The organism is Collimonas sp. OK307 (assembly GCF_900113705.1).
Lineage (GTDB): Bacteria > Pseudomonadota > Gammaproteobacteria > Burkholderiales > Burkholderiaceae_D > Collimonas.
In genome coordinates, this window is sequence record NZ_FOQI01000017.1 from 91,881 (window position 1) to 113,408 (window position 21,528).

14 protein-coding genes, 1 tRNA gene and 1 pseudogene are annotated in these 21,528 nt (G+C 50.2%); 8 read left to right on the top strand and 8 right to left on the bottom strand.

What is annotated here, in order from left to right; translation table 11 throughout:
• Positions 1-249, bottom strand: a pseudogene (locus BM205_RS24790) (ParB/Srx family N-terminal domain-containing protein); the annotation flags it as partial.
• Between the two features lie 128 nt (positions 250-377).
• Positions 378-956: a hypothetical protein gene (locus tag BM205_RS19800; protein ID WP_092416586.1), complete on the bottom strand. Its 579-nt coding sequence runs from the start codon at positions 954-956 to the stop codon at positions 378-380.
• Positions 957-1,027: 71 nt separating this feature from the next.
• Between BM205_RS19800 and BM205_RS19805 the strand changes: the two genes are divergently transcribed.
• Both BM205_RS19805 and BM205_RS19810 read left to right on the top strand, forming a co-directional pair.
• Complete coding sequence (locus BM205_RS19805; protein ID WP_092416587.1) at positions 1,028-1,531, top strand: DUF2924 domain-containing protein; 504 nt, start codon at positions 1,028-1,030, stop codon at positions 1,529-1,531.
• Complete coding sequence (locus tag BM205_RS19810; RefSeq protein ID WP_092416588.1) at positions 1,521-3,251, top strand: recombinase family protein; 1,731 nt, start codon at positions 1,521-1,523, stop codon at positions 3,249-3,251. The genes BM205_RS19805 and BM205_RS19810 overlap by 11 nt, the downstream gene beginning before the upstream one ends.
• A gap of 241 nt (positions 3,252-3,492) precedes the next feature.
• Here BM205_RS19810 and BM205_RS19820 read toward each other — a convergent pair whose 3' ends face one another.
• Both BM205_RS19820 and BM205_RS19825 read right to left on the bottom strand, forming a co-directional pair.
• Positions 3,493-4,995 carry a GapS1 family protein gene (locus BM205_RS19820; protein WP_139227333.1) on the bottom strand — a complete coding sequence of 501 codons (1,503 nt, stop codon included), beginning with the start codon at positions 4,993-4,995 and terminating at the stop codon, positions 3,493-3,495.
• A gap of 443 nt (positions 4,996-5,438) precedes the next feature.
• Positions 5,439-9,038: a hypothetical protein gene (locus tag BM205_RS19825; protein WP_092416591.1), complete on the bottom strand. Its 3,600-nt coding sequence runs from the start codon at positions 9,036-9,038 to the stop codon at positions 5,439-5,441.
• 1,382 nt (positions 9,039-10,420) lie between these two features.
• On the opposite strand from BM205_RS19825, the gene BM205_RS19830 reads away from it, so the two are divergent.
• The 4 genes from BM205_RS19830 to BM205_RS19845 all read left to right on the top strand — a co-directional run bounded on the left by BM205_RS19830 (position 10,421) and on the right by BM205_RS19845 (position 13,847).
• Positions 10,421-10,975: a hypothetical protein gene (locus tag BM205_RS19830; RefSeq protein ID WP_092416592.1), complete on the top strand. Its 555-nt coding sequence runs from the start codon at positions 10,421-10,423 to the stop codon at positions 10,973-10,975.
• Between the two features lie 63 nt (positions 10,976-11,038).
• Positions 11,039-11,242: a hypothetical protein gene (locus tag BM205_RS19835; protein ID WP_092416593.1), complete on the top strand. Its 204-nt coding sequence runs from the start codon at positions 11,039-11,041 to the stop codon at positions 11,240-11,242.
• A 9-nt stretch (positions 11,243-11,251) separates the two neighbouring features.
• Positions 11,252-11,476 (top strand): helix-turn-helix transcriptional regulator, encoded by a 225-nt coding sequence (locus BM205_RS19840; protein WP_092416594.1) that lies wholly within the window; start codon positions 11,252-11,254, stop codon positions 11,474-11,476.
• Positions 11,477-11,594: 118 nt separating this feature from the next.
• A complete protein-coding gene (locus BM205_RS19845) occupies positions 11,595-13,847 on the top strand; it encodes a DUF5906 domain-containing protein (RefSeq protein WP_092416595.1) in 2,253 nt (750 codons plus the stop codon).
• Between the two features lie 664 nt (positions 13,848-14,511).
• On the opposite strand, the gene BM205_RS19850 is transcribed toward BM205_RS19845, so the two are convergent.
• Positions 14,512-16,299 (bottom strand): tetratricopeptide repeat protein, encoded by a 1,788-nt coding sequence (locus BM205_RS19850; protein ID WP_092416596.1) that lies wholly within the window; start codon positions 16,297-16,299, stop codon positions 14,512-14,514.
• A 547-nt stretch (positions 16,300-16,846) separates the two neighbouring features.
• Here BM205_RS19850 and BM205_RS19855 point away from each other — a divergent pair.
• On the top strand, positions 16,847-17,479 hold the full coding sequence (locus tag BM205_RS19855) for a DUF5343 domain-containing protein (protein WP_092416597.1): 633 nt from the start codon (positions 16,847-16,849) through the stop codon (positions 17,477-17,479).
• Positions 17,476-18,060, top strand: coding sequence for a Swt1 family HEPN domain-containing protein (locus tag BM205_RS19860; protein WP_175511333.1), 585 nt, complete (start codon positions 17,476-17,478; stop codon positions 18,058-18,060). Before BM205_RS19855 ends, BM205_RS19860 begins: the two co-directional genes overlap by 4 nt.
• Positions 18,061-18,600: 540 nt before the next feature.
• On the opposite strand, the gene BM205_RS19865 is transcribed toward BM205_RS19860, so the two are convergent.
• The 3 genes from BM205_RS19865 to BM205_RS19875 form a co-directional block, all read right to left on the bottom strand.
• Entirely contained in the window at positions 18,601-19,863 is a 1,263-nt protein-coding gene (locus BM205_RS19865; protein ID WP_092416598.1) for a tyrosine-type recombinase/integrase, read from the bottom strand.
• Positions 19,864-20,028: 165 nt separating this feature from the next.
• Positions 20,029-20,119, bottom strand: a tRNA-Ser gene (locus tag BM205_RS19870).
• A 320-nt stretch (positions 20,120-20,439) separates the two neighbouring features.
• A partial coding sequence (locus BM205_RS19875) for an AMP-binding protein (protein ID WP_139227337.1) occupies positions 20,440-21,528 on the bottom strand: 1,089 nt, incomplete at its 5' end.

Sequence of the window (21,528 nt, forward strand, 5' to 3'; positions counted from 1 at the left end):
GCATATCGTCGGCACTTCGTGTTTTCCGAGATGTTCGCAAGCCAGCAGACGCCCATGTCCTGCAATTACTTGATCGCTGCCGTCAATGAGAATTGGTGCGTTGAACCCGAAGGTTTTGATGCTGGCTGCGATTTGCCGGATTTGTTTGCGGCTGTGCTGTCGCGGATTCTGCGGGTCAGGTTTGAGTTCCGCGGTATTGCGAAAAGTAATCGCGATTCTCGGTCCGCTTTGTTCTGTGCAGATGCTCATATCAAGCTCCTTGAGAGCAGCCGATACAAGCTGTCTATAAGATGCGTATCGGTGCGCTCAAATTAATATCGAGACAGCCTGATAGCCATACTGTGCGCCCAAAACGGAACAGGGAATTTCTATTCAGTTCAGACCACATTTTTCTTGGGAATTGTTGCTTCTTTCGCTTTACGATCTTCCCGCAATACCTCGCGCACATAGTCAACAGTGCAACTCAACTCATTAGCAATATATTTGGCCATATGATGTTTTTTTACGTCGCTCCCAAGCTTTTTAGCAAGCGCTAGAATTTGTGGCGCAAGACCGTTTACTCGCCGGATTTTTCCACTTTTCTTGCCTCGATGGGCTGCGCGCTCGGTGGGACTCTCGCTGGAACGCAGCTGCTTCTCCCAATCCTTGTAGGCAGCTTCCAAGTCCTGAGCGACTGGCATAAGCTGGTTCGGCTTACCACTTTTTTGGCCCTCACGATACCAGCCAATCGGCTCACCACTTGGCGACGTTTTCAGGATCGATCCAGTTATCGGAACCAATAAGTAACCGCCCACACGGGGTAGCTTGTCGTCGGATGTATCGATATCAAGAATCGTACCCGCAGCGTGCACGGCTTTGATTTCTGCAAGGCAGGCGGCTTCTTGACGTTTTCGCTCCTTACGATCGGCCGCAATCTGCGCCTCTATCGGATGTTCATCATCAATACTATCGTCCATAGCTATTCACCTCGTATACGACTTGCGTTCCTGTGCACACAGAGCGTCAATGGTGGGGAAAGGAACATGATATGCCTAAACTCGCCACTTCTCGCCAAGCCTCTGGTTCCGGCACATTAAAAATCGATCCCCATCACGTCGACGCGCTGAATGACCTGGATAATGTTGCGCTGCGTTCATTGTGGATCGAGCACTTTGGACGTGCACCACCCTTTCGTGCCCGTAAATCGCTGCTCATTGATTGTCTGGCCTACCGTATCCAGGAACAGGCATTTGGTGGGCTCGCAATGAGTACGCGCACCCGCCTCAGAAAACTGGCGAGCGATGTCAACGAAGGCAAGAAGCCGATTCTGCTGTTTCAACCATCGATCAAACCAGGCACACGATTGATTCGTGCCTGGGGCGGGCAAACTCATGAAGTGCAAGTCATCGATGACGGCTTCACATATCGCGACCAGCGCTATACCAACTTGTCCGAGATTGCACGGGTGATCACCGGCAGCCGTTGGTCAGGACCGCGATTTTTCGGCATTCTTCGCAGCAACCCGGCAAAGGAAGTTAGCCATGGCCAATGAGCGCCCCTCAACGTTACGCTGCGCCATCTATACCCGCAAATCGTCGGAAGAAGGACTGGAACAATCCTTCAATTCTCTCGACGCGCAGCGAGAAGCGTGTGAAGCATATATTCTCAGCCAACGCCATGAAGGTTGGCTGACGCTTGATACCCGTTACGACGATGGTGGCTTTTCTGGCGGCAGCATGGCCCGCCCTGCCCTGCAAGCATTGATGCAAGATATTGAAGCGGGAAAAATTGATTCCATCGTTGTCTACAAGGTGGATCGCTTGACCCGTGCATTATCTGACTTCGCCAAGATGGTCGATTTATTCGATGCTAAAAACGTCTCGTTCGTCTCTGTGACCCAGCAGTTCAATACTACGACATCAATGGGACGATTGACGTTAAATGTGCTGCTATCGTTTGCCCAGTTTGAACGCGAAGTCACTGGCGAACGCATTCGCGACAAGATTGCCGCTTCTAAGAAGAAAGGTATGTGGATGGGTGGACGAGTGCCAGTGGGCTACGATGCCGTGGAGCGTAAGCTGATTGTCAATCCAGTCGAGGCGATGCACGTTGTACACATCTTTGAGCAATATCTGGCTTTGGGTTGCGTGGCAAAGCTGAAGGCGGAGTTAGACTTGCAGAAAAATTTCAGCAAGATTCGGATCAGTCGCACCGGCAAGACTTCCGGCGGACAGCCCTACTCGCGGGGTGCCTTATATGAACTGCTCCAGAACCGACTGTATATCGGTGACACGATGCATCGGGATCGGCATTATCCGGGAGAGCATGCGGCAATCATTCCAATGCCGCTGTGGGACAAGGTACAGGCAAAGATGCAGGACAATGTACAAGGCCATCGCTCCGGGTCACGTGCCAAGGAGCCTAGTTTATTAGTCGGAATGGCCTACGATGGTCATGACCGGCGATTAACACCCAGCCATACCGTCAAGCGTGGCAAACGGTATCGCTATTACGTGTCGCACCCAGGATGTGCGAATGCGACATCAGCGGATCGCCGGGCAGTGCGTATCCCGGCACAGGATCTGGAAAATGTCGTCATCACCCGAATTCATCTGTTTCTCACCTCGCACCAAACATTGCTCGATGCGTTGGCATCAAACGGCTTGGATGCCAATGACCAGAATACATTGATGCAAGCAGCGTGTAAGCATGTCGAAGCCTGGCCTGCCGCGGCACCAACAACCCGCCGTCAGTTTCTGCAAGCGATTGTCAAGCGCGTGACGGTCAAGGACGAGACCATCGATATCACACTCAACAGCTCTTCCCTACGGGATGCACTCTTGCCGATGCGTACGGTGACGTCCAACTGTGTGTTCGGCCAGGAGGAGTCACGCACAAGCGAGAACGCCATCGTATTGACAGTCGATGCGCGCTTGGCCCGGTGTGGCCTTGAAGTACGCCTGATACTGGCAGGGGAAGAAACAAAAGACAAACCCTCGCGGATCAGCCAGTCGCTTGTCAAAGCGATTGCACGCGGACGTAGCTGGTATGAGCAACTCATATCGCTAGAAAAGGTCAAGTTGACTGATTTGGCAGCGGCAAGCGGCGTAAATGACCGGTATGCGAGCCGAATTTTGCGATCGGCATTTCTGGCACCAGATATTGTAGAAGCGATTCTCGATGGGCGACAGCCGACGGGCATCACTTTGGACAAGATGCTGGATGACTTGCCGCTTGGCTGGGCAAAGCAACGACAAAGATTCGGCTTCTAAGGAAGCTACTCCAGCTCTTTGATCGATGCAGTTCTCGCGGATTCGAACTGGCGACTTACTGATTACGAATCAGGCTTCAAATTTTGAACCGGACGCCCAATCATCCCAGGAGAAGAAGCAAAAAATGATGTTTCGCGGCTCAGCCAGTAACTTCGATAAATTGAGGAATGCCGATTGATATCGAAAGCCGAAAGTCGCAAATCGGCCAGATCCAGGCCATCGTGGTCAATCCGATTTTTGGTCATTCAAGAAATGGCTTAATTTTATCTATTTCAAACATCGCTCGATCTTGCAAATACGTCGGTATACCTATCGGGATGTTCCAACTCGCAAGGTGAAGGGAAAAACCAAATTTTCTTGTTTGTGGATTTAAATCATTTGCTTTTGCTTTCTCCAGACCTTCAACTAAGCCGATGCGACCATTTGCTACCGCTTCAGCGAACATTTCAAATTCATCGACATTCAGAAAATACATATTCTCCAATGGAATTCCGCCATTAACATATTTTGCACGAATAGCGTCTAAACTAGCTTTAGCGACTCCTTCGTATAAGGTTGCGCCATTCCCAAGATAAAGATCTTTGTATGTAACGACAATCAAATAATTAGAATTTTTGTTGCGGACTGCGAAGTGTGGATTGGTTGAATTCGATAAAGTCGTCATTACCTCATTCGCTTGTTCGATCGCTTTGAAAATGGATTGAGCCTTATCTTCTACTACTTCACACAAGTGGGCGACCTTCCCTTGATACGCCATCTCGACCGCTTTCGCATCCACAAACACGCTAGAATTGCCGTCTGTGATAACGAAATCTACCAATTTTTTATCGTCGCCGAAAGTCGCCCTCAATTCAGCTTCTGTCGTGTATGACAGCTTTGTATGTTGAATCGCCGTTTCTACACTTCTCTCAAAAATGTAGCCGAACTCGTTCATGAATTTCTGTGCATCCCAAACTCTCATACGATCATAGATAAAATGCTCAATACACCGGAGCAGGACGTGGCGCTCCGAGCAAATAAATCTGATTCCGTCTTCAATTAATGGGAAAGCGAGAAATGGCGTTTGTTCATAATATTCCTCTCCTAGTACTTTTCCTTGGTTTCTGGCATTAACTTGATCCTTGATATCTGAAAACCGCTTAGAAAAAATTCGGAGAAAAATGTTAATTTCAGGAATGGAATATTTTTTTATGAGCGGCGAGAAAAAATTTTGATCTATCGCGTGAACGTCTTCTCCTGAAAAGCGCATGAACAGCATAAGAGAGAGCTCTAAAAACGTTTCGACACTCAGACCTGTAAGGTTGCGAAATTCTGTTTTTATGAAGTGATCCGGTGGTAGTGCCACGAACAAAATAAATTGCCTGGCCAAATGACTAAATCTGAATTCTTCCTGATAAATAAATTGCTGATAGGCGAGGCTTCGTAAGAAAAGTGTGAGGTGTTCAAACTCGGAGGGAAGGCGAGCTTTCCCTCCGAGATCTAACATACGTTGAATGGCATTTCGAATGTCTGAATTTGAAGGAATTGCTTTTCCCGATTCAAAACTTTGTTCGTCTGAAATTACCCATTTAATAAGAAGAAAAACAAGCCAGGGGTGCTTTTGAAGTTGCTCCATCGCGTTCTTTGCAGGGAGGTGCAAATAGTTAAAGCATCCCTTGATGAAGGCCGTTGTATCGTATTTTCGAAAGTTGTTACGTATCGTTTTATAGGCATCAAAAAAACGATCTTCGCTGAATTCAGTCATTGCCATCATCCTTAGCCCATTTAGCATCAATGCCGCGTGAATAATGTACCATTTGAAACGGCAAGAATCAGGAACTTTCTCAAGCTGAAAAGTGCATAGAGCAAAAAGGCGACGTCATAATCCATGAAGATGCCTCATACGTCGCTGGACTCCGATGCGCTCACACGCCGGTCAATTGTTCGTTGAACGCCTGCTTCTGAGTAAATCGAAAGACTGCTTTGGGTAAGCGGCCACTCAGCGCGACCGTTTGACTGGAGACCAGCCAAGTGGAGTCATTCATAACAGTCAGATATCCGGCATCACACCTAGTCTAAATTTCGCCGAAGAAAGTGAATCGGACAAATACCAATGATTACTCGGAATTCCTAGGAAATTGAATTAAAAACCTGCGCAAATGCTTTCATTGCTCAAGCTTTCAAGTGAGTTACTTTAGGCATGGCGTTTCAGCGCTCTCTATTTTTCTCTGCATCGCTGTCCGAAGTGCTCGAATCAGGTTTAGACGAATAGAACAGTCGAATCGAGTCAACATCTCCAAGTTCCACCTTCCGAGAGATCTTCAATTTGAGATCAACGAGAAGCTTAGTGTCATCGCGTTCGAGGTAAGAGACGTCTACGAAACATCCCTCTTCAAATTCCCTGAAAGTGACAGCTTTAAAGGTATTTTGTGCAAGCAGGATGGACTCTCCAAACGGAAGCGGAGCAACATAAACCTCGATTTCATTGAAGTTGCAGATGTAACTATCACCCCGCCCTTCGAAGCGCTGCACACGTAAGTCGTCCGGCCTTGCGTGCTCTCGCCCGTAGTCGGCATGCTGCCACTGCCAAACCCATTCGGGACGCGTCGCATTATCCAGCATCAGAATCGGGCGCCCTCCTTGCGCTACAACGCGCGCCGCTTCCGCCTTTACCGCAACCCAATAGGCTTCTGCGTTAGGTACGAACAAATCTCGCGTCTTGGAGCCAACGAGTATGTCGTTAAGCACTATGACTCCGATTTGGCGCGCCATCGTATCTGACCAGAATTGATCTTCGTTCCCTGCACGCTGATCCATTTCGGTGCTGGTAAGCTCCCCCTTGCGGACCTGCTGCATTGTCAGCGTGAAGTCTTCCAAACCATCGGCACTGGAGTTAACCGTACTGAACAACTGCAATGGGAACTCGCCTGATTCAGACTTGAATCCCTTGCTGGACGCGAACCGCGCGAGTTGCTTCAATCGTTCAGGGTCGACAGGCGCCATCGTCAAGGCGTCTTCTCTCTTTGATTCCATCAAATCCCTCAATGACTCTATGCCATGCTTCGCGCGCGCACGTCCTTGAACAGCATCATGCGACTTATCTGTGCGTTCGAGTAGTGTTGATAGCACTTTGGGCGACAACTCCTCAGTTTGGTCGAGGCGCTGTAACCAGTCCTTCACCCTCTGACGAAGAATATCGAAGCTTTTATATTGCTGGGGTATCCAGATATCGACTTGACGTCGCAGCGACTCACTCGCCGTCCATTCGGAAGTTGAGATGACGGCAAATAGGACAAGCTGTTGCTCCTGAAGCGACGCCACATCGTCAGCGCCAGAAAACGAGTAGACACGCGAGCTAACCATCTCTGGTCGCTCCATGTCCTTGATGCGTTCCACAAACTGACTGAGCAACCCGACGTACCCACCTGGCCGTTCGCCGCCGGCCGCATATTGGCGGACCTTGGCTGTGAGAAATTCGGCAGCCGTGAGTTCATTTAGTGGCTCAGAGAGAGTGCCACCACTCCGCCACTGTTTGCCGTTAAGCATACCTGCAGCGATTTCCATTGCAAGCGAGTCGCCAAGCGATTCTGACTTGTCCTGCCCCGCCCAGAAAAGCAATATTTCCACAACGAGCAGCCGTATGTCAGTCCAAAAATTCTTAAGCGCGGCGACCAACACTCCTCTCTGCAACGCCTTGAGGTTGCCGCCACTCCACTCGATATCATGTTCGGTAAAGCCCAATATATCGGACAAATTCGACCAATTGAGCTTCAAATGTTCCAGAGTCAGGTAGATCGTTTTACCATACAGAGCAATGGGTTCATGCTCGTACTGGTGACTGCCCCACCACTTACAAAGCACGTCAACCAACCACTCTGCGGCTATTCGGTCACCTCGAGCAACGGCGGCGAGCAGCATTCGCGCGGTTTCCTGAACGTGAGTTGAGTTTAGGCGACTTATCGTAGGTGCCAATACCCATTCGAAATCCTTTGAAGCATCGGGCACGTCGGCAATAGTGGTTCGCGCGTTCTCCCAGCCAGCAACGAAGGTCGAGACGACCTCCTCGTAGACCCGGTGAAGAGGAGCGCGAAGTGTGACCATTCGGTGATGGCCGTGCTCCATGACTCCCTGCTCTTCCAACCTCTGTATCCACCACCCGCCCAATTGATACATCATCAATGGCGGCAACAGTAGGACATTCTCTCGAATTTCCACGGGGGACGAGCGCAGCTCGTCACCTTCAATATGTTGTGCAAAGTGACAGAGTCGGCGAACAGGCCGAGTATCAACATCCATCGTACCAATTGCTGCAAGAAAAATGGAACGATAGGTGTCGGCCCATCCAAGATAGAGTGCTCGTTCGGCGAAGCTCTGTATGTCCGGTAACAATGCCCAGCTGCCAACAGTGCCGTCATCACTCCTCGCTAGGGAAGCTCCAAGTAGTAGCTGATGCAAGGTGACCAAAGTGTCGTATGCGCGCTCGAACGCTTCTACATCTGGCCTCCCTGCTGCAGCCCGGGCATCAGCCTCCAGTTCATTGAGAATGGATTTGACTCGAATACCGAATCTTTCTCGCCTGGTTGGTTTGAAGACGAACGACAAACGCAATAGCAACCTTAGCCAGCCGGAGAGGGCGGGGCCATATTCGACTCGTGCCAGAGGGGTTGATTCACGGTACTCGGCCCCCGGAGTCATGGGAACCGTCAGTAGCGGCCAATCTGTTCGCAGAAATGCTTGATTGCCTTTTGGGCGGGGCCATCTGCAAGCTGCTCGCATCCATGACATTACAGCCCACCGCAGAAGCCAAAGCCGAACATTCGTGAGTCGCGCCGGCTCAGTCAGACGAAGCATGCCCTGAATTTCGCCGTGGTTGAATGCGAATCGACTAAGCAGAATTTTTGGTCCCTCTGGCACTTTATCATCCAAATAGCTGGGGGCTGGAATCCACCCCTTGGCCTGTGCCTGTGCAAGCACTTGAAAGGCGTTCAGGCGCATGACGTCCCGAGGTAGTGCAACATTGATGGCGTAGCGGTGAACGACATTCAACTGAACTTCAGGGCGCAAGAACTCAACCGTCCTGTACAGAAAATAGGTTGTTAGGGCTGCGTTCACCAAAAACCAAGCCGCATCCAGCTCAACCCAAATCGGTAGAAATGAAGTTCCATACGAAGGTAGGAGGATATATTGAACTGCCATCACCACCACCAAAGCAAGTGAGGATAGTCCAGCAGCTAAGGCTCCCGTATCTAGCACGTACAGGTGAACGAAAGCCTCAGCCGCTGGCCTTTTCTGGAGAAAGACGGTCACGAACGCAATGACTATCGGATAAACTAACGCCGCCAGCGTTGCTTGTACTGACCATAGCGTCGAAAAATGAGCCAATTGTTCGGATGCTTGCCATGATGTCCAACTTGGGACAAACCATTCTGATGGCAATTCGTGAAAGAGCATCTGGATTGCGAGGACAAAGGCCATCAATGACAGAGAGAACCGCACAGGATGTTCACCAGCGTATAGCAGTTCGTGCTCCAGCCGAGAGAATGCAAATTTCTTCCGGTAGCGATTAAACGCGAGCCACTTTGCCTCGTCGCGACGGACAACTCTTTGTATTGACCAAGGTGTATTCAGCCAGCTCGCTGTGTACCGGTACCCATTGAGCAAATTGCCTACCATCGTTTGTACTTGCGCCCGGACGGCCCTAGGTAATGATCGGCCAAGCGTCATTAACAACCGCAGCTTTTGAATTAGTACAGGCGTCATTAGGTTATCCTCGACGGCCCGAAGCAACTTATTGAAATTTTTGATCATCCCTGATCCCGTCGTTGTTTATTATTTGGGTTGGTCATCAGCATGATTGCCGGCATGTCTCGCATCATAATACCTTGCGCGAGCTGACTGGCTCCACCTCGCGCGGTGGGTGTATGGCATCGGGCAACGTGATACGTCGGGCACATGTTTTTAGTCTATGGATCTACGCGCGCGACTGGCAGCTTTCAGTTATGGATTCAACCGGTGAATCATCGCTGAGTGACCATCCGGTTTTGGCCGGATCCAGCTGGTCGATCGCGAAAGCAGACTGCCCGCTTACGCTAACGGCATTGTAGACACTCAAGGAGTTCGACGTGAACACCGCTAGAATTGGCTAACGTTAGTCCGCACTGATAGACCGGACCGGCACGGTGGTCAATTCGCAGCAGCACCCGCGATTGGTGGCCTACTGATCACGAATCAAACATTAAATTTTGAACCGGACCTCCAAATCGCGAACCAGAGAAAGTAGATTGAATTTGTATGGGTAACGCCCATAGATCCGAGCAGCCAAAAGAAAAAAGCGCTTAATAATCAAACTAACCATTTGATTATTAAGCGCTTTTTTCTTGCTATCCCAGATAACTATCTAAGCAGCTGACTCTTTGGCGAGACGGGGATTCATATCATGGCCGTACACCAGCATAAACAAAGGATTTAACCTATTTAAAACTTTGCCGTGCCCCCAAACATGCCCCCAAAATGATTTTCTACTCATTGGCATGGATGTACCGCGCACTTGAATTGGAACCATCGTCAACGTTCTCAATGGCATCACACTTCCTCATGTATACGTCAATTACGATGTTCAAGATCAAAACGGCAGGCATTTTAGCTGCGCCAACATCCCATTCATAATTGCTAACGGCGGAGCATCCTTGACGTCGAGCGCGAGATCTAGCGCCTTGTCGGCGATGTCAGGGCAACCGCGCTATCAAAAAAAGGGGGGTATCGTCCTTTTAGTACCTAGTCGCGAACATTAATCGGAACCTCTCGTGCGGCTACGCAAATTTTTTTTGTCGAATCCAGGATATGAATTTCCTCAGAGAAATTTTTTGGTGGCGCGGACGGCCTTCAAGGCCCTGCAAATCGCTTTCGTCGGTGGACATAGAACAGTGCGTCGGACACCTAAAGTGAGCGATTCTGCTGGCTTCTGACGTGCCGGAAAGGGCATGTGCTGGATATGGCTGATGGCGTGCGCTTGATTTTCTTACCTGTCGAATTTTTCTCGGAGCGTTTTAGAAAAGTTATTGTCCAATAAAGTGTTATGCGATTCGTTTTCGACTTCGCTGCGCCTAGCCCGATGGGGCGAACAGCGGGTTCCCTTGCCCGACTGGCCCGGCTTTCTTTTTGCAAGGGTATTCGCGTCAAGGGGCGCAACCATGAGCCGTACCAATCCACCCAAAACCTCACCGGTCAAGACGACATCGGACGAAGGTGCAATCGCTGCTCTTTCAAACGACCAACGCTGCGAACTGGTCGAAAAAGCTGGAAGCGGCAAAATCACAAGCGGCGAAACGGAACTGCTTGCCGATGATATTCACCGAGCCATTGAGAAGGCGCAACTCGCGACTACTCAAGTCGCGCATCAAGATGACCCAAAATTCGCCGTTTATGCTGAACCCGCCATTCGGGCTGAGAGCGCAACGGCGAGTTTGTCGCAAATGACTCCTGTCGTGATAAGTATTGCAGTCAAGTACAAGCGTGACCGGAAACACTGCGGCACTAAAGGCGGCGACAAAAGAAAAGAAAAGACCGCACCGCTGCATAAGCGTGTCATCGAAGCCGGTCGCCGCCTCAAGCAGGATGGAACGTTGGATCGCAAGCTGGTTTCCGAATTAATCGATAAATATAATTTCAATTTATCGGACAAACAGTTGCGTACGATTCTTCGAAACAACGGCGTATTGCCGCAGCCGAGACAGGAACGGAAGTAGCTTATCGTTGTTCCCTGTCACAGGTAATCATCTATGTACTCTTATCAATCTTGGAGTTCATAGATGGAAAACTCGCAATTCTTCCACGGCGGTGCGTTTGACATTCCGGCCTTCTGCAAAGCGCACAACATCAGCCGCGCCCTACTCTACAAATTGCTGCGTGAAGGCAGAGGCCCTACATTGATGAAATGTGGACGCCGCACACTTATTTCCACGGAGACCGCTGCTGACTGGCGGCGCAATCTCGAAGCGAAATCTGCTGCGTGAGGGGCCACCATGGAAACAATACTCAGAATTTCCGACGTTCGCCGAATCACTGGCTTGAGTCGGTCTAGCATTTATGCAAAAGCTGCCAGAAATGAATTCCCCCACCCAATCAAACTTGGTGATCGCGCTGCCGGATGGCTTGAATCAGAAATTTCTGCGTGGCTGGAGGACCGTATTGCTGAAAGTCGCCGTGGCATTCACCAGCCCATTTATGTGGGCAAGGGGATGCCATGAACGGGAGCGGCATGCAATGCAAAGCTTCCCGAGCCGGACTGAAAACCGGGGCAGCTTCTAAACTACAGCATTTTTGTAACCATAATGCCGGGCTTCCAGCATTGCAAGAGGGGGGCGTATGACTCCCAGCATTGCATTTTTAAATGATTGGTTTCACGACATTCCTGGTTATGCTCAGATAGCCGCCATTTTTCCGGATAGCGGGAAAATTATCGTCTGGTCGCACGACGTTGCCACCATTGCTCAGCTGGAAAGCGTCATCGAACAGCACGGCCAATTCACGAATATTTACTTCACACCGAATCCGCTGAAACAAGACCTAAATCGGAAGGCCGGAAAAACGGATATTGGCTTCATGTCTTGTTTGTGTGCCGATATTGATCCGCGCGATGGCCACGTCCTTGACGAAGAGCGTAAGCGTATTCTTCAGGTTATTGAATCATTCCCACTCAAGCCAAATGCGGTGGTTGATTCGGGCAATGGTTACCAGTGTTTCTGGCGGCTGGCCGAGCCTATTGCAGTCAATGGTAATGCCGCCGAGCTGGAGCGGTACAACAAAGCACTAGCCGATGCTTTGGGAGGAGATCACTGCTGGAGCCTTGAACACTTGATGCGGCTGCCAGGTACAACCAATTTCCCGAATGAGGCGAAGCTGGCAAAAGGCCGAGCTATCTGCCCTGCTGTGCTCGTGCACCAAGATGATGGTTCGTACAAGCTTGAGGATTTTGACTTCCTGTTCGACGCAACGAACCCGACGGGGGGACGGGGGAGCCAAAGGAAACCAGTGCTTACGATGACGCCCGCGCAGGCTAAGTCACAACTAACGAGGCTAAACATCAGCCCGAGTATGAAGAAATCAATTCAGGAAGGAACCGTCAAGGGAAAACGCAGTGAGGCAGTTTGCGGAGCTATTGAAGCGATGCTCGTTGGAGGGCACACTCCCGACATTATCGTGGAAGTACTGATGCACCCAGCAAATGGACTTAGTGAGAGGCCCCGCGAAAAAGGAATCGGTAAGCTTGAGAAGGAAATCGAACATGCACAGACTGCCTTGGATGAGTTGATCATCGAGATGAACAACAAGCATGCGGTCGTCAACTTGTCAGGCCGGGCAGTCATCTTGACTGAGGTCGTGAGTGCGGCCACAGATCATCCGGAGATCCAGTTTTCGCAGTCGGATGACATCCATACACTATGTCGCAAGCGCAAAGTAGGAGGCAAGCGTCTGGTTGACTATTGGATGGAACATCCTAGCTGCCGCCTTTATGCCAAAGGAATTGTGTTCGATCCGAAGCATCTACTCATCCAGGGTTATTACAACTTGTGGAAGGGCTTCGCGGTCAAACCGAAGGAAGGCAATTGTGAACTCTATCTCGCACATATCCGAGACAATATCTGTCAGGGTGATCAAGCAAAGTACGATTGGCTGATAGCGTGGATGGCTGAGGCCGTGCAGCTGCCGGGCAACCAACCCGCCGACAAGCCTGGTGTCGCTCTAGCCTTACGTGGCCAGCAGGGGACTGGCAAGAGCTTGTTCGCTACAATTTTCGGCTCGCTGTTCGGTCCTCACTTTGTCACAGTCTCAAACGGCAAGCATCTTACCGGTAGTTTCAACGCGCATCTTGCCAGTGCATTTCTGGTCCTTAGCGAGGAAGCATTTTGGGCAGGTGATAAGAGCGCTGAAGGAGTACTCAAAGATTTGACCACGAGCCCAACGATGCGAATCGAGTACAAAGGCCAGAACGTCATCACGGTTGCCAACCATATCCGGCTGATTGTTTGCTCCAACAATGATTGGGTCGTTCCGGCTGGCGAATCCGAGCGCCGCTTTTGTGTGTTTGATGTTGGCGAGGGAAAAATGCAGGATGCCACCTACTTCAAAGCTATGATTGACCAGATGAACAACGGTGGACGCGAGGCCCTGCTTTACCTACTGCAGCACTATGATCTGTCAAAAGTTAACCTGCGCGATTTTCCGAAGACCACAGCCCTGCTCGAACAAAAACTGCAAGGGCTTCACTCGTTTGACCAATATTGGTTTAACTGCTTAAAGCGAGGCTTACAGATTGGTGAGATGGGCGAATGGCAAAGCCAGGTTGAGAAAGACGAGATATATGAGGAATATTTATGCAAAGCTGGTAGGCAGGGAATCAACCGAAAAGCAGCAGATACCGAAATCGGCATCCGATTCAAAAAGCTAGTACCGGGTTTGAAGTCGAAGCAGGCCACCGTCGCCAAGCCCGTCCGATTTGGCTCGGGCAGTGAGACGATCAAGCGGCGAGTGTGGGTGTGGGAATTTCCACCGTTGGCGGAATGCCGAAAACACTTTGAAGATGTGATGGGGCAGCCAATCGACTGGGAGCTGCAATAGCGCCTTGCACAGTAGGGAGGGAGGCATGAAAAAGCGGCAAGCCGGGTCTTGCCTGGGCTTGGGCCTTTGCTCCCGATCCGCACAACCTGCTTGACTTACCCCAGCCAGTTACTAGGAGGTCGTGTAGCGGAGAGCCGTACCCAGCTTAGCTCTGCTTGACTTGCACAACCTTCTTAACCAATTTTTAGAAGTCAGAAGAAGAAATAAATATAAGTGGAAGAGGGAAAGTGATCTGCCCTTCTATTTTCTGCCGGAGCGTTTTACTCAAAAAGTGTCGTGCAGGTCGAGTAGGTTGTGCAGAGCCTTTATCCATGCGGGTTTCAACTGCTCAACCTCCAATAATAGGTCGAGCAGAGTTATGCCAAGGGCAAACAGCGAGGTTTCGTCGGGGGAATTTTTAAGCCCCCTCCCTCTCTGTGGAACGTGCTAGTGGCCAAGCTCATGTGCGGATTTGTCTCGCAAAAAACTCAGATCTATGAAATTGCAGCTTTCAGCTCGACACGCTATGCCTAGACGCTCTAACAGTTTACCAAGCCGAGCATTTGCTGCTAACAGGTAGGAGATGGGGCTTCCATAAGACTAGGTTAACTGGGGCGCGACCTTTTCCGTCCAATGATCACATTTGAAGTGGGTGAGCGGGAGCAAAATCAAAGGGCATCAGCAATTAGCGTTCTAAGAGAGACTTCAATCTCACAGCTTTCGCTGTCTGCTCTATCACTTCTGGTTCTGTGTTGGTGCTAAACAGGTTCAATACCCGATTGGTCACTGCTGAAGCTTCATCCGTACGTTCCAGCCTTGACAGCACAATCGCCTTATTCACCAGTGCTGCTGCGGCGAAGACCGCATAAACGTCTGAACTCCCGCTCTTCTCCCATAAGTCGACTATTGCGTCATACGTTGTCAATTCTTCGTTCCGCAACTGCAATTCGGACAATATAGTTGCTTTGTGAAGCATTGCCTGTAGCTTTAAAGAAATGCCTGATTCGGCTTCCAACTGGTTTTCAATTACGTTTCCGTAATATGCCAAGGCCTGTGGGAAGTTCTTCTCATTTTCATACAATCTGGCCAAAGCGAACTCCAACCTTACGACCCGATGTTTCATTTGCCTCGAAGGTCTCACACCTACCTTATTTGAACTTTTACTGAGTAGCTCAAGTAAGTAACTCTTAGCTTCTGCGGTTCGCGAAAGGAATTCAAGAGCGCGAGCTTTTGATAGGTCAAGTGTGGTTGCCACCGAAGTGAAGGTAGCCGCGCCGTCTCTGTCGGGGAAAATCTGTTCAAACTGAGTATGTGTTGCTAACACGCCTTCATAATTAGAAAGATTGAAGAGGCAACGGGACTTCACGTTCAAACAGCGTATCGCTCGAACAGCCGAAAGACCTGTAAGTTCCAGTCTCGTGAAAAGCGGCAAGTAGACCTCTGTGATACTTATTACCCGCTCATAGTCTGCTATTCGTTCAAAAAACTGAGTTGCTAGACTAGCGGCTCTTGAAATTGCAATCGCCACTTTCTTCGTATTCGTGTCCGCATATTCTCTAACTGCGCGATCATAAAATTCTGCTGCCTTGTCTATATTGTCCAGCCCGTCAAATGTAAGCGCAAGTTCCGTCTCCGCGTCGATAATCAACACAATGTCTTCAGGTGATTCCGAGCCTTGCATACTTTCGATTATTTCCTCTAGCTTTACGATGGCTTCTGCTGGACGCTCACCACGTAGCGATACGGCATCGCGTATTTTTGACGGCTTCGAACCGTTCGACCGGACCATAGGGGGGGATGCAACAATAGGTGTCCCAGTCTTTTCCGCTGCTGCCTCGGAAGCAGGTGCCAATTCTACTTCCGTTACAGAAGCTTCGTCAGGCTCCTGTAGGTTTATTTTGCTAGCCGACAACGCCTCTAAACTTTGATTTAGCTGAGCAGTCTTCTGAAGGTGGGCGTCGAGTTGGACGAGCGTGGCCGTAGATTTATCCCGTATCTCTTGCAATGCTTTGTTCAAGTGTGGCTCAATAGCCTTAATGGTCTCTTTTTGCAGAAGCTCCTCGCCGTTCGTCTTCATCCACTCCTCAAGATACTCCCGCGCCTCCATTTTCGCCTCTGCGACTGCTGATTTAGTGGATTTAAAACTGAAAAAAAGAACCGTTATGGTAATGAGAATTCCGAGTAAACCTGCGATATAACCAAGGAAATTCACCACCCCCCAAATGTCACTTAGGCGCTTTTCAACGTTTGATTCCGGATCTTGTTCTGGTTTTTCTTGCACTCTATACGTTGCGTTTGGCTGTACCAACGTAGGGGACACCGCCGAAGGTTCGGTGTTCTTTGCCTGCTTAGGGAGAGTAAGTGTTGTACCGGCCGAGGTTGCAACGGGAACGCCCAAAGCTAGCGACGAAGAAACGGTGCAGCTATAGAGGAATATCGTTACGACGACTGCGCGCGCGAGTGCCAAGTTCAAATGGTCTCCCTTAGGTGCTAATTTGGCTCAATGAACTACATAAAGTCATTTGATAGTGGCTCTCCGAATTTTCCGTGATCAGCCCCCAATTTTTCCCAGCCCCTTACGACAACAGGTTGCGCCGGAACTTGTAGCACCTCTCATTATTCGTCAATAACCATAATTGCTGAGCTCTCAAACGTGAAAGAAGAGATAACTCTAGGCCATGCCTAGCTTACGCAAAGATCAATTAATTGTCTATTAGAAATCAATTTTGAAAATTAGCGCGCGTGTCGACTATCCGCTGTTGGGCCAATTGCAACCATTGCCGGAATTGTTTGAACCGCCGTGCGAGGAGCGCGTGGCAAATCAACCGATATGGGCGCATTAAGACGCCCATTTTTTCTATAAACTCCTTTGTGCCGAAGCGGTGTTCTGTGGGTCAAAAAACAACTGACTGTTTTTACTATAAGCAAGTAAAATCACTCGATGTTCTTTACGAAATTTAATCTGTTCATCATCCGCCGTGTTAGATAAGCGGTAAAACGATTCATGCGGAAGGTCCTCAATGGCACTTACTAATTCGTATCTAGCAACAACAAAGAATCTCGCATCGATCCTTACCTCGTTGCAGAGTGCAAAAGCACCAGAACGATTTTCAACCAAGTTCTTGACAGATCTTGGCTTCTCAAGCAGTAACGATAGACTTGTGATCGGCGTGCTAAAGGCACTTGGTTTTTTGGATGAGTCAGGAGTGCCTACTAAGCGCTATTTTGCCTATCTTGATCAAGGGGAATCGGGACGGATTCTCGCAGATTCAATCCGCGAAGGGTATGAAGACCTGTTCGCCATAAATAAGAAGGCGCATCTTCTATCTGCAGAAGACATCAAAAATAAGCTCAAGACTCTTACGCAGGGCCAGAAGTCGGATAATGTGATCGGTCTCATGTCGGCGACATTTAAGGCATTATGCGAACTTGCAGATTGGACAGCGCCACCGCATGGTCTTGCACACGCCGATGCCCCATTGGAGCATCAAAAGTCAATGGATTCACCAAAACCAATTCCCGCTTTACCTGCAGCAAATGTTTCGGGGCCGATGAAGCTGCATTACGACTTCCATATTCACTTACCGGAATCTCGCGATCCTGCAGTCTATGACGCGATATTCCAAGCATTGAGGGTACACATTGGTCCATGAGTACCTCTTCTGACTTGTATTCATTTGCATTTCGAGGTCTGCTGACAGAGAATGCGCTCGACTCAACTCCCCGGATCGATCGCTTATCGCTGACGAGCAATATTGACCATGACGTGGCGCGGAGACTCCCGATTGAACTTATCGAGGAGGATCTTGTTTGCCGGGCGAAGCGCATGGCAACCGTTTATATTGCTATCACAGCTTTTGAAAATACTGTTCGAGATTTCGTGTCAACGCGCCTTCTGGAGGAAATTGGGGAGGATTGGTGGAAGAAGTCAGTGTCTGACAAAATCAGGTCTCGTGCGGAATCCCGTCAGACGGAAGAGGAAAAAGTTCGCTGGCACGCACCTAGAGGCGATGATCCATTGAATTACACTGAGTTCGGGGATTTGGCCGCAATCGTAGGGCAGAATTGGGGCCTTTTTGAAAATCATCTTGAATCGCAAGATTGGGTTCGACAAATCATTGCGACCTTAGAGCGTTCGAGGAACGTCATCATGCACAGCGGAGAGCTTGGGCTTCAGGACATCGAACGTATAGGCACTGCAATACGCGACTGGATTCGGCAAGTAGGTGCCTGATTGAACGATTTATCAGAGAAAAAGCTGGATGCCAGTCACTAGTTTTGCATGATTAGGGGGCCACTACAGACTCAAACTGCATGTAGCAAACCTTTCGTCTCAAGATCATGAGGGACCGAAGTGGGCCGTGACCGTACATACCCCCAATCACTGCTGGAGTAACACCAGCGAAACCCAGCACGGGACGCCAGGCTGAACCGGCAGAGGCCGACAGGAACCAGCCATGCATTGGATACACGGTCGCCTGTAGTCTAGGGGGCAAATAGCACCGCTCCATTCCGGCGACACAAAAATCAAGTGACACTGTCAGACTGGCATTTGCAGCTTAATTGGCGCATTTAGGCTGCCATTCCGACATATGCCCTCCCTTGTCAGTAGCCCTATGCCTTGATTTTGCCCATTTTTGAGTCTTTCTAGTGAAACATGGTTGATTAAATATGTAAATATAATCAATCACTTACATGATTCAATGATAGTGATCGCGTTACCGTTGTGGTTGTCTTCCGCTCCATGCTCATGTGGGTCACGCCGATTTCATCGCTAGGCTGCTCCGAGCCGGATTGGCGTAACCTTCGCGCCGCTTGCCAGTTGGTCAAGATAATCAGCCCAAGCTTGCATCATTACCTTGCGTTCGTCCAGAAATTGGGCGCGATCATAGGCACTCGCAACCTTGTCTTTTTGAGCATGTGCCAACTGGCGATCAACGACCTCATGCCGGTAGCCCAGCTTTTCCTTGATGGTACTCATGGCCAGCGCCCGAAACCCGTGTCCGGTCATCTTGCCTTTGTAACCCATCCGCTCAAGTGCCTTCAATATGGCGTTCTTGCTCATCGGCTTTTCATGATCGCGCTGGTTCGGGAATAAGTACCCGCCACCCCCTGTGATTGTGTACAGATCCCTTAGCAATGCAAGCGCTTGAGTAGAGAGACACACATGATGATTCGTTTTGTCAGGGTTTACAGTTAGCTTGCCACGCTTCATACGTTGCCAAGGAATGACCCATTCGCCGGTTTCTAGATTAATCTCGCTCCAGGGGGTTTCAATTAGCTCACTTGTGCGAACAAACAGCAGCATCATTAATCGCAAGGCGATACGCGTAGGCTTTAGCATGCGCGCCTCGTTTTCATTCAACACTTTAAGAAAGGTGGGCAAATCATCGGCATTGATTGCAGCAAAATGTCCCTTCCTCACAGGCTTTAGCACGTCCGTCATATCAGCAGCCGGATTTCGGTCTGTCAGTCCGCATTGAATCGCGTACCTAAATACCTGAGCGCAAATCGCTTTGATACGATGCGCGATCTCATGGGCACCGCGCGCCTCAACTTTACGCAACGCCGCAATTAACTCCTTATGCGTAATGGCCGAGATCGGGTTATTGCCAATTGCGGGGAAAACATCTACTTCCAGGCGGTGCAATGTATTTTTTGCTGTACTCGGGTGCCATGAAGCGATTTTGTTCTGGTGCCACTCTCGCGCCACCTTCTCAAAGGTGTGCGCTGCTTTTTCTTCGGCCAACCAGTTTTTGTCATCTCTCGCCTTCGCTGGGTCGACACCATCACTGAGCAACTTGCGTGCCGAAGTTCGCTGGTCTCTTGCTTTGGACAAAGATGTTTCTGGGTAAGGACCAAAGGTCAACCGGTTCTCTTTACCATTATCCTGTCGATACTTCAGGCGCCAGATCTTTGCGCCAGTTGGCATCACCTCAAGGTACAACCCTCCTCCGTCTGCCAGCTTGTAAGGTTTGGCTTTGGATTTGGCGTTCTTTACCTGTAAATCGGTCAAGGGAGTCGCAAGTTTCGGCATTTTGGGGGCATCCTATTGCTGGATGTGGGGACATGCCCCGAAGCATGCCCCCAAAAAAGGTGGATGTCGTTAGACATCTATAGACAGTATAGAACAAAAAACCCGCGTCAGCACTGGGCTTGAGGCGGGTTTCTGGACTTCTTTGGACTTCTTAAAACATGTTCCTGGCGGAGAGACGGGGATTCGAACCCCGGATAGGCTATGAACCTATACACGCTTTCCAGGCGTGCGACTTCAACCACTCATCCATCTCTCCTGCAACTACAACAGCGTTTCGTGAGATTTGATTTTCACGAAGCCGCGTATTATAGCAACAAATCGGGGAGAAATCGAAATTTCTGTAAAAAGCCTTATTCAGAGGTGATTGCAACATTAAAGATGCGAACTGACGACATAGTGATCTGGGGTCGGAGAAAGGCAATTCACTTATCGCAGGTTTGTTTCTTTCCGTTTTACTACTTCTGCTCCGTGGCCCACTAAGCGGGGTCAGAGTGAAGTTTCGGCGGTGAAACATGCCGAAAGTTCACTCTGACCTCGGTTAGTTCTGGCTACTCGTCGCATACGCCGTTAAAACACTTATTGCGCTTCCTTGAGTTGATCCAGGATGGCTGGATTCTCCAGAGTTGATATGTCCTGAGTGATTTCCTCGCCTTTCGCCAATACTCGCAGCAAACGCCGCATGATCTTGCCGGAACGGGTTTTCGGCAGGTTGTCGCCGAAGCGGATTTCCCTTGGCTTGGCGATCGGGCCGATTTCCTTGGCGACCCAGTCGCGCAGCTCCTTGGCGATCTTCTTGGCTTCGTCGCCGGTGGGGCGGCTGCGCTTGAGGACGACGAAGGCGCAGATGGCTTCGCCGGTGGTCTCATCCGGCTTGCCGACTACCGCGGCTTCGGCCACGATCGGGTTGGCGACCAGCGCCGATTCGATTTCCATTGTGCCCATGCGGTGGCCGGAGACGTTCAGCACATCGTCGATACGGCCGGTAATGGTGAAATAGCCGGTATCCTTGTTACGGATCGCGCCGTCGCCGGCGAGGTACAGCTTGCCGCCGAACTCGGGCGGAAAGTAGGCGCTCTTGAAACGCTCTGGATTGTTCCAGATGGCGCGGATCATCGATGGCCACGGACGCTTGACGACCAGGATGCCGCCGTGGCCGTCTGGCAGTTCCTGCCCTGCTTCATCGACGATCACGGCTTGGATACCCGGCAATGGCAAGGTGCAGGATCCCGGTACCAGCGGCGTAGCACCTGGCAGCGGAGAGATCATGTGGCCGCCGGTTTCAGTTTGCCAGAAGGTGTCGACGATCGGGCAACGCTCACCGCCGATATTTTTGTGGTACCACATCCAGGCTTCCGGATTGATCGGCTCACCCACCGTGCCCAGCAAGCGCAGTGACGACAAATCGTATTGCGAAGGATGCACGTTCTTGTCGGCATCGGCAGCTTTGATCAGGGAACGGATCGCGGTCGGTGCGGTATAGAAAATGGTGGCCTTGTGCTTTTGCACCATATCCCAGAAACGGCCGGCGTTAGGATAAGTCGGCACGCCTTCGAAAATGATCTGGGTGGCGCCGACAGCTGTCGGGCCGTAGGCAATATAGGTGTGACCGGTAATCCAGCCGATGTCGGCGGTGCACCAGTAGACATCGTCCGGCTTGATGTCGAA

Coding starts and splice junctions, on each gene's coding strand:
- BM205_RS19800 (WP_092416586.1), bottom strand. CDS start 956: ATGGACGATAGTATTGATGATGAACATCCGATAGAGGCGCAGATTGCG.
- BM205_RS19805 (WP_092416587.1), top strand. CDS start 1,028: ATGCCTAAACTCGCCACTTCTCGCCAAGCCTCTGGTTCCGGCACATTA.
- BM205_RS19810 (WP_092416588.1), top strand. CDS start 1,521: ATGGCCAATGAGCGCCCCTCAACGTTACGCTGCGCCATCTATACCCGC.
- BM205_RS19820 (WP_139227333.1), bottom strand. CDS start 4,995: ATGACTGAATTCAGCGAAGATCGTTTTTTTGATGCCTATAAAACGATA.
- BM205_RS19825 (WP_092416591.1), bottom strand. CDS start 9,038: ATGATCAAAAATTTCAATAAGTTGCTTCGGGCCGTCGAGGATAACCTA.
- BM205_RS19830 (WP_092416592.1), top strand. CDS start 10,421: ATGAGCCGTACCAATCCACCCAAAACCTCACCGGTCAAGACGACATCG.
- BM205_RS19835 (WP_092416593.1), top strand. CDS start 11,039: ATGGAAAACTCGCAATTCTTCCACGGCGGTGCGTTTGACATTCCGGCC.
- BM205_RS19840 (WP_092416594.1), top strand. CDS start 11,252: ATGGAAACAATACTCAGAATTTCCGACGTTCGCCGAATCACTGGCTTG.
- BM205_RS19845 (WP_092416595.1), top strand. CDS start 11,595: ATGACTCCCAGCATTGCATTTTTAAATGATTGGTTTCACGACATTCCT.
- BM205_RS19855 (WP_092416597.1), top strand. CDS start 16,847: ATGGCACTTACTAATTCGTATCTAGCAACAACAAAGAATCTCGCATCG.
- BM205_RS19860 (WP_175511333.1), top strand. CDS start 17,476: ATGAGTACCTCTTCTGACTTGTATTCATTTGCATTTCGAGGTCTGCTG.
- BM205_RS19865 (WP_092416598.1), bottom strand. CDS start 19,863: ATGCCGAAACTTGCGACTCCCTTGACCGATTTACAGGTAAAGAACGCC.